Origin of the sequence: Hyphomicrobium sp. MC8b, from assembly GCF_905067615.1 — a bacterium.
Classification (GTDB): Bacteria; Pseudomonadota; Alphaproteobacteria; order Rhizobiales; family Hyphomicrobiaceae; genus Hyphomicrobium_B.
Genome location: NZ_LR898465.1, coordinates 2,724,190 through 2,742,233 on the forward strand (window position 1 = coordinate 2,724,190; position 18,044 = coordinate 2,742,233).

General features: G+C 56.5%; 13 protein-coding genes. 10 read left to right on the forward strand and 3 right to left on the reverse strand.

Annotation, left to right across the window (positions count from 1 at the left end; genetic code table 11):
* The 4 genes from paoC (at nucleotide 1) to ACLB1Z_RS13350 (ending at nucleotide 6,795) form a co-directional block, all read left to right on the forward strand.
* Complete coding sequence (gene paoC / locus ACLB1Z_RS13335; protein ID WP_409560303.1) at nucleotides 1-2,211, forward strand: aldehyde oxidoreductase molybdenum-binding subunit PaoC; 2,211 nt, start codon at nucleotides 1-3, stop codon at nucleotides 2,209-2,211.
* A gap of 184 nt (nucleotides 2,212-2,395) precedes the next feature.
* Nucleotides 2,396-3,472 carry a flavodoxin family protein gene (locus ACLB1Z_RS13340; RefSeq protein ID WP_409560304.1) on the forward strand — a complete coding sequence of 359 codons (1,077 nt, stop codon included), beginning with the start codon at nucleotides 2,396-2,398 and terminating at the stop codon, nucleotides 3,470-3,472.
* Between the two features lie 94 nt (nucleotides 3,473-3,566).
* Nucleotides 3,567-4,538: an ATP-dependent DNA ligase gene (locus ACLB1Z_RS13345; protein ID WP_409560305.1), complete on the forward strand. Its 972-nt coding sequence runs from the start codon at nucleotides 3,567-3,569 to the stop codon at nucleotides 4,536-4,538.
* Between the two features lie 100 nt (nucleotides 4,539-4,638).
* Nucleotides 4,639-6,795, forward strand: a complete 2,157-nt coding sequence (locus ACLB1Z_RS13350; RefSeq protein ID WP_409560306.1) for a catalase — start codon at nucleotides 4,639-4,641, stop codon at nucleotides 6,793-6,795.
* Nucleotides 6,796-6,806: 11 nt separating this feature from the next.
* On the opposite strand, the gene ACLB1Z_RS13355 is transcribed toward ACLB1Z_RS13350, so the two are convergent.
* Nucleotides 6,807-7,085: a hypothetical protein gene (locus ACLB1Z_RS13355; RefSeq protein ID WP_409560307.1), complete on the reverse strand. Its 279-nt coding sequence runs from the start codon at nucleotides 7,083-7,085 to the stop codon at nucleotides 6,807-6,809.
* Between the two features lie 537 nt (nucleotides 7,086-7,622).
* Here ACLB1Z_RS13355 and ACLB1Z_RS13360 point away from each other — a divergent pair.
* Complete coding sequence (locus tag ACLB1Z_RS13360; protein ID WP_409560308.1) at nucleotides 7,623-8,339, forward strand: Crp/Fnr family transcriptional regulator; 717 nt, start codon at nucleotides 7,623-7,625, stop codon at nucleotides 8,337-8,339.
* Nucleotides 8,340-8,845: 506 nt separating this feature from the next.
* Nucleotides 8,846-9,100: a hypothetical protein gene (locus ACLB1Z_RS13365; RefSeq protein WP_409560309.1), complete on the forward strand. Its 255-nt coding sequence runs from the start codon at nucleotides 8,846-8,848 to the stop codon at nucleotides 9,098-9,100.
* A 142-nt stretch (nucleotides 9,101-9,242) separates the two neighbouring features.
* On the opposite strand, the gene ACLB1Z_RS13370 is transcribed toward ACLB1Z_RS13365, so the two are convergent.
* The gene (locus ACLB1Z_RS13370) at nucleotides 9,243-9,626 is read right to left on the reverse strand and encodes a DUF1993 family protein (protein ID WP_409563274.1); all 384 of its coding nucleotides are present in this window, start codon (nucleotides 9,624-9,626) and stop codon (nucleotides 9,243-9,245) included.
* A 280-nt stretch (nucleotides 9,627-9,906) separates the two neighbouring features.
* Between ACLB1Z_RS13370 and ACLB1Z_RS13375 the strand changes: the two genes are divergently transcribed.
* Complete coding sequence (locus ACLB1Z_RS13375; RefSeq protein WP_409560310.1) at nucleotides 9,907-10,344, forward strand: Rrf2 family transcriptional regulator; 438 nt, start codon at nucleotides 9,907-9,909, stop codon at nucleotides 10,342-10,344.
* Nucleotides 10,345-10,947: 603 nt separating this feature from the next.
* On the forward strand, nucleotides 10,948-12,183 hold the full coding sequence (gene hmpA, locus ACLB1Z_RS13380; protein ID WP_409560311.1) for an NO-inducible flavohemoprotein: 1,236 nt from the start codon (nucleotides 10,948-10,950) through the stop codon (nucleotides 12,181-12,183).
* Nucleotides 12,184-12,363: 180 nt separating this feature from the next.
* On the opposite strand, the gene ACLB1Z_RS13385 is transcribed toward hmpA, so the two are convergent.
* Entirely contained in the window at nucleotides 12,364-12,840 is a 477-nt protein-coding gene (locus tag ACLB1Z_RS13385; RefSeq protein ID WP_409560312.1) for a MarR family winged helix-turn-helix transcriptional regulator, read from the reverse strand.
* Between the two features lie 188 nt (nucleotides 12,841-13,028).
* Here ACLB1Z_RS13385 and ACLB1Z_RS13390 point away from each other — a divergent pair, with 188 nt between their 5' ends.
* Both ACLB1Z_RS13390 and ACLB1Z_RS13395 read left to right on the forward strand, forming a co-directional pair.
* A complete protein-coding gene (locus tag ACLB1Z_RS13390) occupies nucleotides 13,029-14,798 on the forward strand; it encodes a chloride channel protein (RefSeq protein WP_409560313.1) in 1,770 nt (589 codons plus the stop codon).
* A 331-nt stretch (nucleotides 14,799-15,129) separates the two neighbouring features.
* Nucleotides 15,130-18,015 carry an autotransporter outer membrane beta-barrel domain-containing protein gene (locus ACLB1Z_RS13395; RefSeq protein WP_409560314.1) on the forward strand — a complete coding sequence of 962 codons (2,886 nt, stop codon included), beginning with the start codon at nucleotides 15,130-15,132 and terminating at the stop codon, nucleotides 18,013-18,015.
* The last annotated feature ends 29 nt before the right edge of the window (nucleotides 18,016-18,044 follow it).

Consider the following 18,044-nt stretch of genomic DNA (forward strand, 5'->3'; position numbering starts at 1 on the left):
ATGAGATTCGACAAGCCCGCGGGCGCGAATCCGATCGATAAAATGCTGGTCGTAGGCCGCGCTCGCGAACGCATCGAAGGGCCGCTGAAGACGACCGGTAGGGCCCCGTACGCCTACGAGCACCATGAGCTTTCAGGTCTGGCTTACGGCTTTATCCTTGGATCCGCGATCGCCAAGGGGCGTATTCACTCAATGGACCTCGGGCAGGCGAAGGCATCTCCTGGAGTGGTCGCAATCGTCACCGCGCAAGACGCGGGCAACCTCGGAAAAGGAAAACACAATACTGCGAAACTGCTTGGAGGGCCCGAGATAGATCATTACCATCAAGCGATTGCTATCGTGGTGGCTGAAACATTCGAGCAGGCCAGAGCAGCCGCATCGCTTATTCGCGTCGATTACGATCGTTCTCACGGCCGGTTCAATCTCGCGGAGCGCTGGAAGAATGCCCCTTTCGCCGGCGATCCGAATAGCGGTTCGCCCGCGAGGGAAGAGCGCGTCGGTCATTTCGAGCAGGCATTTGCGGATGCACCCGTCAAGCTCGACGAGACTTATGTCACGCCAGATCAAAGCCACATGATGATGGAGCCCTTTGCATCCATTGCTGCGTGGAGCGGCGACGAACTTACAGTTTGGACATCTAATCAGATGATCGACTGGGGCCGCACGGATCTCGCGACAACCCTCAATATACCCAAAAATAAGGTCCGTTTGATCTCGCCGTACGTCGGCGGGGGATTCGGCGGGAAACTGTTTCTCCGTTCAGACGCGCTGATGGCTGCGCTTGGCGCTTTGGCTGCGAAGCGACCTGTCAAAGTGGCTATGCCCCGCCCATTAATGCCAAATAATTCCACCCATCGACCAGCGACGATTCAGCATATCCGAATCGGCGCGGATCATAGCGGCGCTATCTTGGCGATCGCGCATGAGAGCGGCTCGGGCGATCAACCGGACGGGCATCCAGAGACGGCTGTCAACCAAACTAAACTTCTTTATGCCGGCGCAAACCGATTGACGTCGATGCGGCTTGCCGTGCTCGACCTGCCGGAGGGCAACGCGATGCGCGCGCCGGGCGAAGCTCCAGGTCTAATGGCGTTGGAAATCGCCATCGACGAAATGGCAGAAAAGCTTGGGATGGATCCCATAACTTTTCGAGAAAAGAATGATACCCAAGTCGATCCGGAAAGGCCCGAGCGCCGATTTTCTGATCGGCAATTGGTGCGATGTATGCGCGAAGGCGCCGAGCGGTTTGGTTGGTCGAAGCGAAATTCTTCGCCCGCTCAAGTACGGGAGGGGAGATGGCTAATTGGGATCGGCATGGCCGCCGCATTTCGGAACCATCTGAATATGCCTTCCGCAGCCCGCGTGCGGCTAAGTTCAAATGGTGAGATCATCGTTGAAACCGATATGACTGATATCGGCACTGGCAGCTATACCATCATCGCGCAGACCGCCGCAGAGATGATGGGCGTCAGCTTGGATGATGTCGACGTGAAGCTTGGCGACTCAGCCTTTCCAGTCTCAGCTGGATCTGGCGGCCAGTTCGGGGCGGCGAACGCCACATCCGGCGTTTACGCGGCGTGCATAAAACTAAGAGAAGCGATTGCGCAACGTCTGGGCTTCAACTCCGCCGACACCGAATTCGCGAACGGGAGCGTGAGAAGCGGCAATCGCTCATCAAGCCTCAAGGATGCCGCGGCGTCGGGTGAACTTGTAGGTGAGGATAAAATCGAATTCGGTGATCTGGCAAAGACTTATCAGTTGTCCACATTCGGCGCGCACTTCGTCGAGGTGCGTGTGGATGCGTACACCGGCGTCGTGCGGGTTAATCGGATGCTCGCGGTCTGCTCTTCCGGCCGTATTTTAAATCCTAAGTCGGCGCGTAGCCAAGTCATCGGCGCGATGACCATGGGCGTCGGTGGTGCGTTGATGGAAGAGCTCGCAATCGACAAGAAGTATGGCTTCTTCGTCAATCACGACCTTGCCAGCTATGAAGTACCCGTTCATTTGGACATACCTCACCAGGACGTCGTGTTTCTCGATGAGATCGATGACAAGGCAAATCCAATGAAGGCAAAGGGCGTTGGCGAACTTGGTCTTTGTGGCGTCGGCGCCGCGGTCGCCAATGCCGTCTACAATGCCACTGGTGTGCGCGTTCGCGATTATCCGATCACTCTTGAAAAGCATTTGGAGCGGCTGCCAGCGGTGACGTAGTTCGGCGAGCTATGGCCGATCTATGTGCCTAGCTATTCGGACAGACTTCGGCTTTTCTCTGCGAAGCGTTGCATGATCAGCGGCGGCCTATACAAAATGCCTGGAACGTTGCTTCGGCTTACAGCGTTCCTTTATAACGCCGCATCCGACATCTGCTCTCCGCGTGCGATAAAGGCATATTCACATGGCATCCGTTAGCCCCCGCAAGGGAATGCCTGACGTGACTGTTGATAGGCAATCCTTCGATGAGAGATTTCGCCAAGCTTTTAACGACCCTTTGTTTGGCGGGCTGGACGCCGAGATCGCTGCGATAACTCATATTGCCTGGGAGGCTTATAGCAAAAAGAGGAAGGCCCCTCGGACTCAGAAAGCCGGAAGCGATTTTTCAGATCCCGATTACGACGTCGCGACCGAGTGGCTCAACACACGAGGCTCAATTGCCGAAGCGCAAAAGCGACACGAGGACAGACGCCTTCCCTCTCGCATACTTTTGATAAACGGCTCGCCGCGGAGTGAGCACACATGTCCGGGTGAAATGTCGAAAACGTTTCGCTTAGTTGAGACCGCGAAAGTCGCTGTTGAGAATAATAAAGACTTCGTCGCCGATGTCCTGGATCTCATTCGGCTGACGTCGGAGTATGGTCGCCAGATCTATCCCTGCAAAGCCTGTTTCTCAACATCGCCGGCCCTCTGTCATTGGCCATGTTCCTGTTACCCGAACCATGGGCTTGGCCAGATCAACGATTGGATGAATGAGATCTATCCGCTATGGGTCGCCGCACACGGCATAATGATCGTCACTCCATGTCACTGGTATCAAGCACCAACGACGCTAAAGTCGATGATTGATCGATTGGTCTGCGCCGACGGAGGAAATACCGATCCCACCTTAACACACGGGAAGAATGCCGAAGAAGCGAAGCACATCGAACTAGGCGGTTGGTCTTACCCAAAGCATCTCGCTGGACGCGCATTTTCAATCATCGTCCACGGAGATTCAGAGGGCGCGGACGTTGTTCGCAGATCCTTACATGATTGGTTGAGCGATATGCAGCTCCGGCCTGCCGGGACACTCGCCGCGATTGACCGATACATCGGATACTATCGACCCTATGCGACGAGCCACGAAGACTTGGATGGCGACGCGGCGATCTTCGAAGAAACTCGCAATGCCACCTATACGCTCTTGGACGCCGTGAAGCGCTATCGCTCCGGCGAAATGGAGCCTGGCGCACGACTGCAGGATCCCAGACCGAAGTAGGAATTGCGGCGTGGTACGAGTTCAAGGGAAGCCCTCACACGGGAAGACAGGGTCGGCCAGTCGCAGCAAGAATTGGCCGCCTCTGCTTGCTCCCATGGAAGCTCGTCTTGTTGAAGATATTCCCAAAGGAAGCGAGTGGCAGTACGAACCCAAATGGGACGGATTTCGATGTCTTGCGTACAAGCGGGCGGAAGAAGTCGAGCTTATCGGGAAATCGGGAAAGTCATTGCGGCGATACTTTCCCGAAATAGTCGAAGCTCTCTCCCGCGCGCATAAACCACAGACGTTCGTCATCGATGGCGAACTCATAATCGAGATCGACGGCCGCTTGTCGTTCGACGCTTTGCAAATGCGGCTCCATCCTGCTCAAAGCCGCATTTTGCAATTGTCCCAAAAGACACCAGCACGCCTCGTCGCGTTCGACATACTTTTCGCTGCCGGAAAATGGATCACCGAGCAGCCGTTCAGCGAGAGGCGCGAAGCACTCGAGAAATTCGCGGACAATTTACACTCTCCGTTGGTTTCTCTGACCGAAGCCACGCATAGGATTGCAACCGCGAGAGCATGGCTGCAGAGCGGCCGCACCGACACGGATGGGATTGTCGCCAAACGTCTAGATATTGATTACCGTTTCGGCGAGCGAGCCATGCTTAAGATAAAACGCATGCGCACCGCCGATTGTGTGGTGGGCGGGTTTCGATACGCGCAAGGGGGCAAAACCCTAGGATCACTCCTATTAGGTCTCTACGACGATGAAGGCCTGTTGCATCATGTGGGTTTCACGTCATCCGTCCCTATAGCTGATCGGCCCGAGCTTACAAAGCAACTGCTGAAACTGTGCGCACCGGAAAGTTTTACCGGCGACGCGCCGGGCCGCCCGAGTCGCTGGGCAACGCAACGATCCGCTAAATGGCAGCCGGTCCGGCCTTTGCTCGTTGCCGAAGTGCGCTACGACCATGTCACGGGGAATAGGTTTCGTCATGGCACGAAATTTCTCCGCTGGCGGCCGGACAAGAGGCCTCAACAGTGCAGGTTCGATCAAATTAGCCCGAATAGCCGCGCATAGTTTCGCGGGATACTCGGAACGGAATCTTCGTGGGCTTGTTGGGCAATTGCATTCACGGCATGACGGAGAATTCGGCCTTCTCCGCTTTTTGGAGGCGCGTATGGCTACCTCGAGTAAGAAGTCGTCAAAACCCCATTCTCCGAAAGCACCTTTCAATCTCCTTACGCCATCCAATCCCACGAGTTCGCTTGAGACAGAAAGGGGGAACGGCGGCGAAGTGCACCAACAAACTGCCGACGCCGACGTATTTCTGACGACGCAGCAAGGCATTCCTGTCGCGGATGACCAAAACTCGCTAAAGACGGGCGACCGCGGCGCGACGCTCCTTGAAGATTTTCATTTTCGTGAGAAGATTTTCCATTTCGATCACGAGCGGATTCCCGAGCGTGTCGTCCACGCTCGCGGATACGGCGCACACGGCTATTTCGAACTCACGAAATCTCTTTCCGATGTGACTCGGGCGGATATCTTCCAGCGCGTCGGCGAAAAAACCGAAGCCTTCGTCCGCTTTTCGACAGTTGCCGGTAGCAAAGGGTCGTTCGATCTCGCTCGCGATGTGCGCGGCTTTGCCGTCAAACTCTATACAAAGCAAGGCAACTGGGACATTGTCGGCAATAATATTCCCGTCTTCTTCATTCAAGACGCCATCAAGTTCCCCGACGTGATCCACGCCGTTAAGCCCGAACCCGATCGAGGCTTTCCGCAAGCGCAATCGGCGCACGATACGTTCTGGGATTTCATCTCACTGACGCCCGAGAGCATGCACATGATCATGTGGGTCATGTCGGATCGGGCAATTCCACGTTCATTCCGATTCATGGAGGGCTTTGGCGTTCATACGTTCCGCTTTCTCAATGAGAAGGGAAAGTCAACGTTCGTCAAATTTCATTGGAAGCCCAAGTTGGGATTGCAATCGGTGATGTGGAACGAGGCTGTCAAAATCAACGGAGCTGATCCCGACTTTCATCGCCGCGATCTCTGGGACGCAATCACGATGGGAAATTTTCCGGAATGGGAATTCGGTGTTCAGCTCTTTGACCAGAAATTCGCGGACAAATTCGATTTCGACGTGCTCGACGCGACAAAGCTGATCCCGGAAGAGATCCTGCCGGTGCAAATCGTGGGTCGGCTGGTGCTGGATCGGGTGGTCGATAACTTCTTCGCCGAGACTGAACAGGTCGCATTCTGCACCCAGAACATTCCGCCGGGAATAGACTTCAGCAATGATCCTTTGCTCCAGGGACGAAATTTTTCATATCTCGATACGCAGTTGAAACGGTTGGGAAGTCCTAACTTTACGCATATTCCGGTGAATGCCCCACGCTGCCCGTTCGCACACTTCCAACAGGATGGACACATGGCGATGCATAATCCGAAGGGGCGCGCCAATTATGAACCCAACAGTTGGGGTGACGAAGGCGGTCCGAGGGAAACGCCGTCCCTTGGGTTCCGCAGCTTTGCTGAGCCCATCGACGGAACGAAACAGCGGATCCGACCCGAAAGCTTCGCTGATCATTACAGCCAGGCACGCATGTTCTATCGCAGTCAAACGCCTCCCGAACAGAAACACATCGCCGATGCGCTTGTTTTCGAATTGAGCAAGGTCGAGCATCCCCACATTCGAGAGCGGATGGTCGCGCATCTCCTCACCCTTGATGAATCTCTCGGAAAGACTGTTGGAAATGGACTCGGCATCAGGCTTCCGAAGCCTGCCGCACCGGCAAAAAAGCCTATCGACGTGGGAACGTCGAATGCCCTCAGCATTGTTGGCCGCAATCTAGGAACGTTCGAAGGGCGAAAGCTCGGCATCTTCGCGACATCCGGCGCTGACGTCAAAACATTCAAGGCCCTCGTAAGCGCCGTCGAAAAAGCCGGTGGCGTTTGCGAACTCGTCGCGCCGAAGATCTCCGGCATCGCGCTGTCCGACGGGACGGAAGTCGCCGCCAAGCAGAAGATCGATGGCGGTCCTTCAGTTCTATTCGACGCCGTCGCCATTCTCGCAAGCGAAGAAGGTATCAATCTGTTGCTGAACGATGCGCCTAGCCAGGATTTCGTTCGCGACGCCTACGCACACTGTAAGTTTATCGCCTTTAACGCCGAAGCAAAACGCCTACTCGAAAAATGCGGCGTTACCGACAACGATCTTGACGACGGTTGCATCGAGCTAAGCTCGACGAATGCGATCGCAAATTTCGTGAAAGCTTGCGGAAATCTGCGGGTTTGGGACCGCGAAGCGAAGGTCGATCTAGATGCTTGACGTGTGCAGACCTAAAGTTCATCGAGATGTACGTTTTGCAACAGGTTTGCTTGAACCATTGCAACCGCTGCGGCGAGGCCCACGAAGAGCGTAATTCTCAATCCCGCATTGTGCCCACTTGCTTCGCGATCAAGGCCGATGAGATCGGCTGCCGCCATGGTCAGCATCAAGCGAAGCACAATATCTGTCCAAGTGAGAGAGGGGCATTCGGCATACCGTAAGCTTAAAGGCGATTTGTCATCACCAAGCGACTCGTTGGAGTTTGCCGTTTCAATCAAACGAGTGGCCAAATGCCGTATTCGTCCAAGTCAATTTTTTAAGGGGCGTATCGCGTTTCATTCAGTCATATCAGTTTTGCGAACCGTTTCTAGCGAACGAGCAGCAGATACATTCGGACAAAAATCACGGCGAAATGGGCTGCGAAAATTCCCACCACAACTAAGAACGTGCGGTAGGTTCACGCGGCTGCTCAAAATCGGCCGCGCCCGCGTCGCCTTTTTCAGATATTCCATCACAACTTCGCGAGCAACTTGCGTCGGCCTACTGCATCTCGTGATCCAAAGTGTTCTATTTTTCATGGCCGTGGCGAACCATACGGCCTTCCAAACTCACCCGCGCTTCGATCGTTTACGTTCATATCTGAATTGTTTGGGGCACTAATCGTGCGTCAACGGGTAGTACCATAATGCTGCAATATCGATGGCACTTTTCGCTTGGAGCTATCGACCCCTCGCAAGCCGGTCAAGGCATTTTATTGTAGCCCTTGGGTTGACCGGTGGTGCCATATCTGTGGCGCAGTTTGCGGTAGCGGCGCTGAAAGCTTCCCGATGTCAGTAACGCGCGGCGAGCGGCGGAATCGCCTGCTCAGTACGCTGTCGGCCGATGACAGAGCTCTGATCGAACCTTTGCTGGAGCGTATTGCTCTTCCCTTCCGATATCGTCTTCAGGCGGAGAATCGAACCGTCGAATATGTCTACTTTCCTGATTCCGGCATCGCCTCGGTGGTGGCGATTGCGAAGGGTGCCAGATTGCAGTCGGAGGTCGGTCTTATCGGCCGCGAGGGCATGACCGGCACCGCGACTGTCCTCGGTTCTCACCGGGCTCCTTTCGATATTTTTATGCAAGTCGAGGGAAGCGGCTGGCGCATGGCAACTGAAGACGTTCACCTCATCGCGACGAAGAGTCCAACAATTCAAAACCTGTTCTTGAAATCGGCTTATCTTTTCATGGTACAGGTTGCCCACACAGCACTAGCGAACGCGCACGGTCAGTTGGAAGAACGGTTAGCACGGTGGCTTCTCATGGCGTGCGATCGGAGTGATGGCGACGAAATGGTTCTCACTCACGAATTCTTGGCTCTCATGTTGGGGGTCCGTAGAGCCGGCGTAACGACTGCCCTGCAACATCTAACCGCGCGAGGCCTCATCGAAACGGCGCGGGGCTCAGTCACGATCAGAGATAGAGAAGGCCTGGAGGAGAGTGCTGCTGGACTATACGGTGTGCCAGAAGCGGAATTCGAACGGCTGTTTCATTATTCGCCTTAGCGCACGTCGCTTCAAATAATTGTTCCATGCATGTGCGGCTCCGTACGGACTTCACGCCGATGGAGCATAAATTCTTTTGGTAAAGATATTTCTGCCACCGGGTGACCGGGTATGAGCGCGTAAGGAGTTGCAGATGGCCGAAGCCTACAATGATCGAGAGCTCGCTGCCCTCCAAGAGGTATATGATAAAATCATAAAAGATTTGTACGGAGATTGCCTTCCAAATCGTCAGATTTGCGAAAGCATTGCAAGTGGCGTTCTCCACATGGCGCGTAGGGGAGAAACGGACTGGCAGCAGCTGGTCACGTATACAGGTTCAAAAACCCATTACATGCTCCAGGAACGAAACCTCTTACAGGTCGAGTAGACGTTCGCAGAGACATTCAATCTTACGCTGCGTGTAATCGAGCACCTTGGTACGCTATCGTACATTTCTGCCTCTGGCAAATTGACAATCATTTCAACTAAATATCTTTTCTGCGCGGTTCACATTGAGGGATTGCTTCATGCGCGCGCGCCGAATTCTACAAACTGGAGCATTCAATCCAGATGATCTCCAGAGGTTGCAAAACGCCTTCGACGCTGCCTGGGAGGCGTTGGCGCCATCGGTCGCCCATTCGGACTATGAGCGATCTCGTGAACTTTTGGCGACCGTCGTGGTATCGGCCGGAAATGTATCGGGGCTAGATACGGGAGAGCTTTCGGCGGTGGCGCTCAAGACGTTCCACGCCATTCGCGCCGGCACTCAAACACTTTTGTAGGAGGATCGACGATCCAACGACGGCGGCTAGATAGAGCCGTAACCGAGAATGGATTGAGAATTGGCGCTGCGTCGTCCCCTGCCCCTAAGCCGAAGAAACGAAATTCGTCCGCCTGAGGACGAGCAGCGGACATGTACGCGTCTCAGTGAACGGCTTGAGGCGATGCGACAACAGATGTCCGCTTTCTCTGGCTCGCGGCACAGCGGCAAAATCCCGGAAGCGGAAGTCGGTGATAGTCGCTGGCCCCGATCATGGCCCGTACTTCGGTAGAAGGCATCGCGCCGACCAGACGCGGTGGGGGCCGAAAACGCCTGCCATCGGCAGACAGTTTGTTCGATAGCATGAGAGTGCATGTGTCGCTGCCTGGTATGGTATTTTCCGCGCCCCCCCCCCGCGCGCGTAGGATGTTGCACGCGGTCACAACATGGAAATAGAAGTCGGGTAGCGGGTACGACAGGAGGAATGTCTCTGGCGTGAAGGCTAACTTCCGCAGAGCCCCCGCTCGACCAGGTAGCTCCGTCCGTATGTGATTCCCAACGACGCCTTAACCCGCTGGGCTGCGTAGAAAACGATGCTGCCTACTAGACTAAGGGAACGCCACTGCGCATGTCCCGCCAAAACGGCCCGGTCCAGAAGATAGTAGCTTTAAATTTGGTTTTCCGGTTCTTCTGCCAATCGAAAACCACAACGGTATTGCGATAAGCAGAAAATAGCTGGTTTCATCTCCCTCATTGCCATTGTAAGATGAATACAGAATACATCTTATGGCAATGAGGCAAGTTCAAGCTTCAGCCTCGGAGACTTCCATGCGATTGACTCTAATGTCGGACTATGCGCTCCGAGTGCTTATGTATTTGGGTGCACAGACCGAGCGCCTGTCTACGATTTCTGAAATCTCTCAGTCTTACGGCATTTCCGAAAATCATCTGATGAAGGTAGTGAATCGGCTTAGTCAGTTGGGGTTTGTAGAAGCCATTCGCGGTCGTGGCGGAGGTCTTCGCCTCGGCAAACCAGCTGCTGAAATTGGCATAGGCGAAGTGTTACGCCTAACCGAAGAGGACTTCGAGATCGTCGAATGCTTCGGCTCCGAAAATGCCTGTCGCATCACCGGCGCCTGTCGGCTGAAACACGTACTGCGACGCGCTTTGACAGCCTATTTCACCGAGCTGGATTCTTGGACGCTGGCGGACCTCGTGAGCAACCGTAAGGCCTTGCGTGCGATTTTTGATAGCGCGCCGAATTGAGTTCACGAAACGGAGCTGGATAATGCTCAGACCGATTGACCGAGCGGCTTAGGTTGCGTCACCCGATCATTGGGCACCGATGGCATTCGCCACTGAAGGGCGGCTTGCGGCAGCGATATCTGAAGCAGGTGCACTTGGACTGATTGGAGGCGGGCATGGTGATGCCGATTGGCGCGAGCGCGAATTCGATGTCGTAGGAGATCGGCCTTGGGCTGCGGCTCATAACGTGGTCCTTGCGCAGACAGCCGGCTATCCCTGGACGTAGCTCTGGCCCATGACCCCAAAGCGATATTCTTATCGGTCGGCGATCCCGCACCTTTTGACACGCAAAGACGCGCTCCAAGCGCTCGATTGTGGCGCCGATACTATTGAGGCGGAAGGATCCGAGGCAGGGCCGGGCATGGACAAATGCGTGGCACGTTAGCTCTCATTCCAGAAATCGCCGTTCCTAACGAGCACCGTCCTCTGACGAAGCACAAATTATAGAGCGACGCTGAGACAGTTTAACATCGCGTTCCCCTTGACCTAAAAGATGCATCATAAATACATGTTTTCACCGTGACACTGCGCAAGATCTATTGCCAAGCATCAAAGGGAAGCATCATGCTAAGTTCGAAGACCATCGAAATCGTCAAGGCCACTGCGCCTGTTCTTCAAGAGCACGGCAATACATTGACCCGACATTTCTACAACCGAATGTTCAGTCACAATCCCGAAGTGCTCCCCTATTTCAATCGCACGAACCAAATGGCGGGCAAGCAGCAGGCAGCCTTGGCGTCCGCAATTTGCGCCTATGCAGCCAACATCGATAATCTCGGAGCACTCAAGGAAGCAGTTGAACTTATCGCTCAGAAGCATGCATCGTTACAGATCAAGGCCGAGCATTATCCGATCGTCGGCGAAAACCTTTTGGCGTCCATCCGCGAAGTTCTTGGAAGCGCTGCGACCGATGAAATCGTCGCCGCGTGGGGCGAGTCTTACGGATTTCTGGCCGATATTTTGATTAATCGCGAGGCCCAAATATATCGCCAAGCCGCGTCGGTTCCCGGTGGCTGGGAGGGCTTTCGCCGCTTTATCGTATCCAAAAAACAGCAGGAAAGCAGCGTCGTCACATCCTTCTATCTGACCCCGGAAGACAAAGGGCCGTTGCCGTCCTTCAAGCCAGGTCAATACATCACCATCCGCGTCCCAACCGGCGATGGTTTAACGACCATGCGCCAGTATAGTCTCTCTGCGAAACCCAATCAGGATTGGCTGCGCATTAGCGTCAAACGCGAAGACGGCATCGCGGGCACCACGCCGGTTGGTTATGTCTCGAATTTATTGCACAATTCTTTGACAGGCTCGGTTCTGGACGTCGCTCCGCCGTGCGGAGAATTTTTCCTCGATCACGACCTTACGGATGACCGTCCGTTGGTTCTGATCGCTGGCGGCATCGGAATCACACCGCTCATGAGCATGCTGCAAAGCTCGCTGGACATCTCTCCGAAACGTGAGGTTGCCCTTATTCACGGGTGCCAGAACGAAGATGTGCAGGCCTTTAAATCCACGGTCGAGGATCTCACGGCGCAGCACGCCAATTTAAGCGCCCACTTCCGCTACGTCGATCCGCAGCAACCACTCGGTAGCAATGGGATTGGCGCCAGCAAAGGTTTCATAGATGCACCGCTGCTTGAAACCATGATCGGGGATCGCGACGCGGACTATTACTACTGCGGTCCGCCAGCTTTTCTTGCGAACATGCATCGTCTGCTGAGCAGGAGGAATGTCCCGCACGAGCAGCAACATTTTGAATTCTTTGGACCCAAGGAGGATCTTGCGAGTTTCGCTCCAGGATAAAGCGTCTCCTGGACAGAAACACGCTTGCCACTCCGGTGCAATAATATCGCAATGCGATCTATGCTTTCGGCACGGCAACCGCTAAAAGAAAGCCGCGTCCGCCTTCGTCCTAGAGGGTGGGCGTGTTCGATGGCCCGGGTGTGCTCTCTCGCGCATCCGGGTATTTCTTTCGATGCGTCGTCATTCTCCACCGCTAGCGTAAAATTGCTTGAGAAGTTTGCGAAGCGTCGGTTGGATATTTTTGACTTCCTCGATGTGGATGGCTGAAAGCGCCCGCAACCGCTCTTCTCCGTCCTTCGTCACATGAACCTGTATTCGTCTACCATCTTCCGGATCGGTCATGCGAACGACGAGACCCAGCGCGACCAGCCGGTCGATGAGTTCGACCGCGGTATGGTGGCGGACGAGCAGACGTTCCGCGATTTGACTGATGCTCAACCAATTCGTGTCGGGCGCGCCTTTGATCGCAAGCAGCGCCTGATGTTGTTGTGGCGTGAGCCCCGCCTTGGATGCCGCCTCCTCGCTAAAAGCGAGAAATTTCCGAAGTGCGTAGCGAAATTCGGCGAGAGCTTCGTAGTCGGCCTTTTTTACAGACGCGTTTCTAGCCTTTACCGGCCGTTTGCGAGATGCGCCCCGTTTCCTGTGACTTTCGTCCACGAACTACGCCCCTCCCCTCAACATCTATTGCCCCGCGTGAGCAGAATAGGGGGCCTGGGAAAATGGTCAACCGCGCATGAGTGACGCGCTTCGCGCCCTAACAGCCAGGCGCTTTCGGTTGCATATATATCGTATTGCGATATTTATCCGCGCCGGAAAGAGTTCGAACCTTTGTTTGAGAAGGCGTCATGAGGCTTATAGAAATCGATCGTTCTCGCGGTGATTTTACAGCCAATCCGCGAGTCTTGTGGATTGCAGCAATCGCTGTCGTGGTCGCGACCATCAGTGTGGGTGCGGGAGTTGGGCTGCTCGCCCTTATTCGCCTTTGCACGAACATCGCGTATTTCGGCGAGTGGTCGTTTGCCGCGCGGACGATTGGCGAGTTGCATCTAGGCTTCATCTCGATATTCATTCCGGTCGCAGGAGCCCTGCTCATCGGCCTGATGGCGCGCTACGGAAGCGAGAAAATCCGCGGCCATGGCATACCTGAGGCCCTTGAGGCGATCCTTCTCGGGCGATCGCGGCTCAGTCCGAAAGTCGCAATCCTAAAGCCTATTTCATCGGCGATCTCGATCGGAACGGGCGGCCCGTTCGGCGCCGAAGGTCCGATTATCATGACCGGGGGCGCACTCGGTTCGATTATCGCGCAAATGCTTCCTGTCAGCGATGCAGAGAGAAAAACGCTTCTCGTCGCCGGCGCGGCGGCGGGAATGACGACAGTCTTTGGAACGCCTATCGCTGCCGTCATGCTGGCAGTGGAGCTGCTTTTATTCGAGTGGGCGCCGCGCAGCTTCATCCCTGTCGCTGTGGCGGCGACCGTTTCGGCAGTCGAACGCTCTTATTTGCATATGCCGTCGCCGCTGTTTCCATTCTCGGGGGACGTGCAGATATCGCTAATGGGGCTTATAACTTGGGTCGCGGTCGGGGCGATTGCCGGCCTTCTCTCAGGCGTTCTCACAAAACTTGTCTACACGACGGAGGACTTGTTCTCTAAGCTGCCTATCCACTGGATGTGGTGGCCCATGATCGGCGGCATCTGCGTCGGCATAGGGGGACTTATCGATCCAAGGGCGCTGAGCGTCGGCTACGACAATATCGATCACCTGCTCAAAGGCGATCTGAGCACGATGAGCGCGCTTTCGTTGCTGCTTGTGAAAATGACAATATGGGGCATAGCGCTTGGATCGGGCACATCCGGTGGTGTGCTCGCGCCGCTGCTCATTATCGGTGGGGCCATGGGCATGGCTTTGACGGCCATCCTGCCGATAGCGAGCGCCGGTTTCTGGCCATTGCTTGCGATGGCCGCGACGATGGGCGGAACGATGCGCATTCCATTGACCGCAACGTTCTTTGCCGTTGAGGTCACTGGTGCAATCGACTGCTTCTTGCCGGTCCTAGCGGCGTGCACGGCCGCTTATACCGTCGCGATTTTGATGATGCGTCGTTCTATTTTGACGGAGCGTCTGGCACGGCGCGGGCACCATATCTTATGCGAATATCATGTGCAGACGTTTGCCCTGACCCGCGTCGAAGACGTCATGACAAGAAGCGTGCAGACAGTTCCAGCGTCGATGACGCTGCGCGACGCTGCGAGCTTTCTCATAGATCCAGATACGATCCATCCGACATTTCCGGTGGTCGACGAAGATCGGCGTGTCCTTGGCGTACTCGATCCGCCAAGCGTGATGAAGTGGCGGCGGAAGCGCCACCCGAGGACTGCTCAGCTTCACAACCTTCTGCAGGCAGAAAAACCGGTCATTGCTCATCCAGACGAGCATCTGGAGGCAGTTGCCGAACGCATGAATTCCGCCAATGTCGCTCACGTTCCGGTCGTTAACAGAAATACTGGCCGGTTGGTTGGCTACCTTTGCTGGAAAGACATAGTCAGCGTCCAGGCCGGTCCATCTAAAGAAGAGCCAAGAAGGGCGTTTTTCAGATTGAGAAGACACCAGCGCTGACGACCACAACGAGCATGTGCGGACCTATACGGATCGGTTTTTCTCAGGTGTTTGTTCAAACGTTGGCTGCGTGGCCTTACTCGCAGTCTACGCCGCTCCCACGTCCACGCAGCAGCTAGCAGTAGGATGTCCGGCCAACCAACATGTCAACGGACCACTCAGTGGGGCGGGTCAGTCACCTGACGATAGCGCTGCCTCTTCTGTGGCCCTTCCGCAACAGCAATCACCGCTCTACACCCTTCTCCTACTTTCGGAGGAGCGTTCATAGGCTGGTAGGCCGAATCACCGCAAATTTCATGCGGTTACATATGTTCAGCAAGGAATTTTTTCCATGGCGTTGGTTTCCGTGGCGTCGCTGTTTGCGCCTGTTTTTGGGCGACGTGTTTTCAACGCGCGGACCTGCCGCCTGACGCTTGCCTCGGCGGCTCTCGTGGTGGCGTTCGCGGGTCCAGCCGAGGCTCAAACCTGGACCGGCGCCACCAGTAACGACTGGACGGTTGGCTCGAACTGGAGCGCCGGTACGGCGCCTGCCGGCGGAGCCGTCAGCATCGGCCCAGCTGGCATTGTGGTCCTCGGCATACAGGGTGGGGCGACCGGCACAGCCGGTTCCGTGACAATCGATGCTAATAGTGCCAATCCTACGAGCAGTCTTACCGTTCAAAACGGTGCCACGCTGACAAGTACCGGCACAGCTGCCATCCGCAACGGCGCCACTGTGACCGTAACGGGAGCCGGCTCCCAGTGGATTGCCAACGGCGCGATCAGCCTCTCCGGCGCCACCAGCTTTCCCGAGTCGCTCAACATCGAGAACGGCGGAACCGTCGTCACGACGAGCAGCTTGACCGTGAACGGCGCCAACGCAGCGGCGACGGTGAGCGGAACGGGCTCGCGGCTGCAAACCGGAAATCTCTTCGTCGGCGATACCGCGTCCGGCAGCCTGACCATTCAAAACGGCGGCACGGTCACGAGCCTCGGAAGCTTCCGGATCGGCGGCGGCAGTGGCACAGGCACGGTGACGGTGACCGGTGCGGGATCGCAATGGACGGCCACCGGCCTAGCGCTCAGTGTCGGCGGCACCGGACGGGGAATACTGAACGTCGAGAATGGGGCCACCGTCACCGCCAGCGGCGGGGTATCGCTCGGCAATACCGGCGGCGTCGGCACGCTCAACGTCAGCAATGCCACGATTGCATCGCAGAGCCTGAACGTGGGCGCGGGCTCCCAGGTCAACTTCGACAACGCCACCTACCGCGCGACACGAAGCAGCGGCGTGTGGATCGGCACCGGCCCCGGCACGCTCAACATCGCGGCGGGCGGGCTGACGCTCGACAGCGTCGGCTTCACGGTGTCCGCCTTGCGCGAACTCAGCGGCGCCGGCGCATTGACGAAGACAGGGACCGGCATCGTCAACCTGACGACGAGCAATTCCTATACTGGCCGGACGGTGGTCGATCAGGGCACGCTGGCGCTGCGCGCCAACGGCTCGATCGCGGCGTCGAGCGGCGTGACCGCCAACGGCACCTTCGATATTTCACCGCTGACGGCAGCCGGCACCGATATTCAGAGCCTGAGCGGCAGCGGCGTCGTCACAATGGGCGCCAAGAATCTGACGATCACCAACGCCAGCGACACGTTCGCCGGCACATTCAACGGCACCGGCGTGCTGTCGGTTGCGGTCGGCAAGGAAATCCTGAGCGGCGACAACTCGGCCTTTGGCGGATCGACGCTCGTTCAGGGCGGCACGCTGGCGGTCAACGGCATTCTCGCCGGCACCATGAATGTGCAGGAGGCCGGCCGGCTGCAAGGCATCGGCACGGTCGGCGACACGATCAATGCCGGCATCATCGCGCCGGGCAATTCCATCGGCACGCTGACCGTTGCCGGCAATTACACCGGCACGGGCGGAACGCTGCAGATCGAATCCGTGCTCGGCGGCGATGCCTCGCCGACAGATCTATTGCGGGTTCAGGGAAACACGTCTGGCACAACATCGCTCCGCGTCATTAACGTTGGCGGTGGCGGCGCGCAGACGGTCGACGGCATTGAAGTCGTGGACGTCGCCGGCACGTCGGCCGGAAATTTTGCGCTGGCCGGAGATTATGTCATTCACGGCGCGCAAGCCGTGATCGGCGGCGCTTATGCCTACACGCTGCAAAAGAACGGCATCAACACGCCGAATGACGGGGACTGGTATCTGCGCTCGGCTCTTATCAATCCGCCACCGACGGCGCCTGCGGGGCCGCTCTACGCCGCGACTGTGCCGATGTATGAAGTCTACTCCCAGGTTCTTCTTGGCTTGAACGGCCTTCCGACGCTGCAGCAGCGCGTCGGCAACCGCTATTGGGACGGAGCCGCGCATTCGGATTCCGATTCGCAATCGGCATCCGGAATTTGGGCGCGCGTCGAAGGTCGGCATTCAGAGTACGACGCCGATCACTCGACCACAGGCTCAAGCTACGATGCCGATGAGTTCAAACTGCAATCGGGTCTCGACGGCCTAATGGTCGACAACGCGTTTGGGCGGTTGGTCGGCGGCGTGAATTTTCAATACGGAACGTCGTCGGCTGATGTGCGCTCCTTCTACGGCGACGGCCACATCCACGCCGAGGGTTACGGATTCGGCGGAACGTTGACGTGGTACGATCGCAGCGGCTTCTACGTTGACGGTCAAGCGCGGGCGACCTGGTTCAACAACGATCTGCGATCCGATCTCGTCGGGGCGCTTCAAGATGGCAACGGCGCTTTCGGCTACGCCTTCAGCCTGGAAGCGGGCCAGCGCGTGCCCATGAGCGCTGCGTGGGCTCTGATTCCGCAGGCGCAGCTCACTTATTCGAATGTAAACTTCGACAGCTTCACCGATCCGTTCGGCGCGCGCGTTTCGTCAAATGACGGCGACAGCCTCGATGGTCGGCTTGGGCTGGCGCTTGAAAATGGAACGGCATGGCGCGATGCCTCCGGCGCGATCTCGCGTTCGAGCCTCTACAGCATCGCCAACCTCTATTATGAGTTTCTCAACGGCACGGGTGCGACCGTTTCCGGGACTGACATCAGCACAGAAGGCGAGCGCCTCTGGGGCGGTCTGGGCGTGGGCGGAACCTATAGCTGGGCCGACGACAAGTATTCGGTCTACGGCGAAGTCTTGGCGAACACGAGCCTCGAAAGCTTCGGCGACAGCAACGACTACAGCGCGACCGGCGGCATCAGGATGAAGTGGTAGAGACGGACGGTGTGCGACCCGATGAGAGG

Bases quoted from the DNA above. Each gene is read 5' to 3' on its own strand.
- paoC (WP_409560303.1), top strand. From the start codon at position 1: ATGAGATTCGACAAGCCCGCGGGCGCGAATCCGATCGATAAAATGCTG.
- ACLB1Z_RS13340 (WP_409560304.1), top strand. From the start codon at position 2,396: ATGGCATCCGTTAGCCCCCGCAAGGGAATGCCTGACGTGACTGTTGAT.
- ACLB1Z_RS13345 (WP_409560305.1), top strand. From the start codon at position 3,567: ATGGAAGCTCGTCTTGTTGAAGATATTCCCAAAGGAAGCGAGTGGCAG.
- ACLB1Z_RS13350 (WP_409560306.1), top strand. From the start codon at position 4,639: ATGGCTACCTCGAGTAAGAAGTCGTCAAAACCCCATTCTCCGAAAGCA.
- ACLB1Z_RS13360 (WP_409560308.1), top strand. From the start codon at position 7,623: ATGTCAGTAACGCGCGGCGAGCGGCGGAATCGCCTGCTCAGTACGCTG.
- ACLB1Z_RS13365 (WP_409560309.1), top strand. From the start codon at position 8,846: ATGCGCGCGCGCCGAATTCTACAAACTGGAGCATTCAATCCAGATGAT.
- ACLB1Z_RS13375 (WP_409560310.1), top strand. From the start codon at position 9,907: ATGCGATTGACTCTAATGTCGGACTATGCGCTCCGAGTGCTTATGTAT.
- hmpA (WP_409560311.1), top strand. From the start codon at position 10,948: ATGCTAAGTTCGAAGACCATCGAAATCGTCAAGGCCACTGCGCCTGTT.
- ACLB1Z_RS13390 (WP_409560313.1), top strand. From the start codon at position 13,029: ATGAGGCTTATAGAAATCGATCGTTCTCGCGGTGATTTTACAGCCAAT.
- ACLB1Z_RS13395 (WP_409560314.1), top strand. From the start codon at position 15,130: ATGGCGTTGGTTTCCGTGGCGTCGCTGTTTGCGCCTGTTTTTGGGCGA.